4 protein-coding genes are annotated in these 3,803 nt (G+C 34.6%); 2 read left to right on the forward strand and 2 right to left on the reverse strand.

What is annotated here, in order from left to right; genetic code table 11:
- Both WIW89_RS09850 and WIW89_RS09855 read right to left on the reverse strand, forming a co-directional pair.
- A partial coding sequence (locus WIW89_RS09850) for a hypothetical protein (RefSeq protein ID WP_337720629.1) occupies positions 1 to 188 on the reverse strand: 188 nt, incomplete at its 3' end.
- Positions 189 to 214: 26 nt separating this feature from the next.
- The gene (locus WIW89_RS09855) at positions 215 to 1,369 is read right to left on the reverse strand and encodes an MFS transporter (RefSeq protein ID WP_337720630.1); all 1,155 of its coding nucleotides are present in this window, start codon (positions 1,367 to 1,369) and stop codon (positions 215 to 217) included.
- 133 nt (positions 1,370 to 1,502) lie between these two features.
- Here WIW89_RS09855 and WIW89_RS09860 point away from each other — a divergent pair, with 133 nt between their 5' ends.
- Positions 1,503 to 3,158, forward strand: coding sequence for a hypothetical protein (locus WIW89_RS09860; protein ID WP_337720631.1), 1,656 nt, complete (start codon positions 1,503 to 1,505; stop codon positions 3,156 to 3,158).
- 179 nt (positions 3,159 to 3,337) lie between these two features.
- On the forward strand, positions 3,338 to 3,803 hold a 466-nt coding region (locus WIW89_RS09865), incomplete at its 3' end, for a hypothetical protein (RefSeq protein ID WP_337720632.1).

Consider the following 3,803-nt stretch of genomic DNA (forward strand, 5'->3'; position numbering starts at 1 on the left):
CTCTTCTCGAGGAAGTGTGAATACTTGACTTCCGTTAAATTGTTAACAATTGTCATATACGTAGACACCTTTGAAGGTAGTGATATGACTAGTTTATCTCCAATTATTTTTATGAAATGAAAGTATATACCAAAAGCTGTTAGCGAGGTTAAAATAACTAAAGTTATTCCAATTACTTTTCCTATCATGAAAAAATTGGTTAGGCATGAATAGTTTATAAGTTAGACTTCACCTTATTACCAGCTTGATGCCATGTAATTAAAGTAAGGAAAACGATTAATAAAGATGCATATCCCATTATCATTCCCCACTGGGACGTAGACCTTATTCCGTATAAAGTGACCAAGTATCCCATAGTAATACTACCTATTCCACCTATTATGCTACCCAGATTGTATGTGAGGCCTGTCATCGCACCTCTGGCTTCGATCGGAACCGACTCAACAATTAGTAACGGTGCCAAAGGCCAAAACCCAGTAGATATTGTGTAAATCATTAAACCTAACGCTACATAGCCGTGAATTATATCTAACATTAAAGGTAAACCTATCATTTCGCCTATAACTCCGACAATAATTAACGACCTTTTACTGATAACGTCCGAAACCCTACCGAATACTATAAACGAAATACCTAAGGCTATGTTAGAGACAGTCATTAAAACCCCTACTAATTTGTCTGAGATACCAATTGATGAGAGGAACTCGGGATATACGGCGAATATTGAGTAATAAGAGAAGAACATTCCTGCTATAACTATCGTGGACCTTATTATGACACTCAGATAGGGCTTTACGGTAATCTTTCTCTTTTCTGTGAATTTAGTCACGTCGCTTACCTTTGTTATTATATAGGGTATAAGTATTAAGGGAAGGGAACCCGTAAGTAGGAATAATCTCCAGTCTTCATGCAAATATAAATAAGCTAATCCAGTTAATGCGTAACCTAATCCGTAACCGGCTTGTACTATCCCGTTAATCAGGCCCCTCATTGAAGGTGGGGCGTTTTCATAAGCTATCACAGTACCCGCTGTCCATTGTGCACCCATAAAAAGTCCTTGTAAAGCTCTGGCTAAAAGTAATACATAAACATTGGGAGCAAATGCTAATATTGCCTGAAACGAGGCATATCCCGCAGTTCCTATATTCAGCACTATTTTCCTCCCCCTCATATCGGCTATCCTACCGAAAACGTAACCGCCAATTACCCTGAATATCAGACCTAAGGCAAATAGTAAAGTCCCCGTCACAGTATTAACTCCGAGGCATGTGGATAAGTCCGTGTAAACGTAAGTGATTATCAGGAGATCGTATATATTACCGGCCCATGTGAATACCGATGCTATTGTTGAGTGAACCCATTTTTGCATGAGTATGCCTTTATTTATTGAAGTATTTTATTTGTAGAACTATAAAAATTGTAAACCGTGTTTAAATATACAATTACACTTGATCTTTCTATTACCGATTAAAGATATATCTGACGAACGTAAAATTCGATTCGTGGAAATTGTAAAAAAAGAACCAGTGATAGCCAATATTGCACAATTACTCTTATTCATCGCGATGGAATTTGACGGAAGTAACGCATACCTTGAGTATTATTACACGATTCCAGCACTTATGCTACTATTCCTAAGCGGTGTACTCCTTATTAGTGATCTTAAAATTGATAATAAGGTAGCATATTACCTAGCCATTTCTGAATTATTTGTAGTTCCAGTACTCTATTTTGTAATAACCAGAAATGTAGTGTTCCTCATTCTTTACATACCGTTGCTCATAGGTTTTCATTACAAGTTATTGAAAAAAGTAACTCTCATTCTGTTCTTCGGAATCTCCCTCTTATTTTTACCTGATAGGACTTTTTTCGGTACTGATGAGATTTTGATAGGTTATTATTCAGCTTATTTGTTTATTCATCATCTAAACCCTTATAATTATTCTCTGACTTCTAACGTATATTCATTCTATAATTTAACGTATACTAAATATTTAATTGGAACCCCTTATACCACAGGAGGTTTCGTCACCAATTTAAATTACCCTTCACTTTTCTTCCTTATAGAGATTCCGACAGTTATACTAAATATATCACCTAATTATGAAATTCTCATTTTTTACTTGTTAACAGGAGTTTTAATGTATTTAAACACTGATGAACTTACTTTTTTACTTTTTATATCTATATATTTACTAAATTATAACTATCTTTTTTATCCTCTAGGTGGAGTAGATGATATTATCTGGGTATTTTTTGTGTTATTATCTATGACTGTGAAAAACGCTAGGTTGAAAGGAGTTCTTTACGGGTTAGCGATTTCATATAAACAAGATCCATTAATCATACTTCCATTTTACTTGTTACACCTAGGTAAAGAGAGGATTAAATTCCTATGGTTTACAGGACTTACTTTTCTACTAATTAACGCATATTTCATTTACCTATCTCCATTTTTATTCTTAAACGACTTGTTGACCCCCCTAAAGGGAGGATTGATACAAATCGGTTACGGGATAGACGTAATCTCTATAACTGGGTTATATTACCTCTATCCGGCTTTTTTCACAATTGCCTCAATTCTGATACTAATTGTTGGGTTATTGACTAATAAAAGATGGAACGGTGTAGTATATTTGTCATTCTTGTTCTTTTATAGGGTCTTATGGAATTACTTAATGTATTGGCCATTATTTTCTTATGTAGACTCTTTCCAAAATAATAAACTCCTTCTCTTAAACCCAAAAAAAGTCAGGAGATTGCTCTATGCTTTGACAATTTTAATTCTTCTCATATTAGGTATCTATTTCCATTTTAATTTTCTCAATTATCAAAATTCAATTCACATGAAAGTCATCAAAGTTTTTGAGAAAGACGATTACGTATTTGCGTTCCTTATAAACGTATCATTCTACGGTGAGGGATCAGCCCTACCCCACTTCAGGATACTCCAAGACTCTCCTACAATATCTGCCAACGGACTTTTATGGTGTTCTAATTCAACTATTTTGAAGACGGGAGGGTCAGAGATTGTATATGTATATGCCCCATATCACTTTCTCTACATAAATATAAATAATACAAAAACCATTGAAATAAATGCATATTATTCAAATTATCAGGGATACGAATTATTAAACTTTAAAACTTGCTTATAAGTGAAAATTAATTATTGTTATTAATCTACAATTTTATCTTAATTTTTGCTTAAAATTTCATATTTTATAGCTAGAGAGTATTGAAAAATCATATATAGTATTGTACTATCAACGTTTCATGAGCCGGATTGAACAATAAGACTATGACAACTTTTATGATATTTCTCTCCCTAGGAATGATGGCGCTGAGTGTATTCTTTTACTACAACGTAGGAACATATGCTTACGTAGGAAATTACAATGGTTGGCCGTTATATTGGTACTTCCCGTTCCTGCCTTCAATAGTGTTCTCGATATTAGCATTCTTTATTAGCGTAGCCTTAATTTTCTTGTCTTTAAGGCCTAAAGAAAGCGTGTTTAAACTTTCCATACTCGTTACTTTCTTATTTATTCTCTTAAGCTTGATAGTAGCCAGATTCACTTTAGGCTTTACGCCGGAGAAAATTGTGCTAGAACTACCCTCCCCTACAGACGCGCAGTTGATTCAGTTACTTGCAGCTAGGTCATTACTCGAGGGTCATAATCCATATACGCAAGATTATGAACCACAGATGCTTTCCTCCTTAGCCCCTCAACAGTACACGTGGATCTTTAAACAAGGGACTAGTAATTACACACCCTCTACTATAGTCGGTTTTGTCCACA

This window comes from Stygiolobus sp. CP850M (assembly GCF_037389425.1).
GTDB lineage: Archaea > Thermoproteota > Thermoprotei_A > Sulfolobales > Sulfolobaceae > Stygiolobus.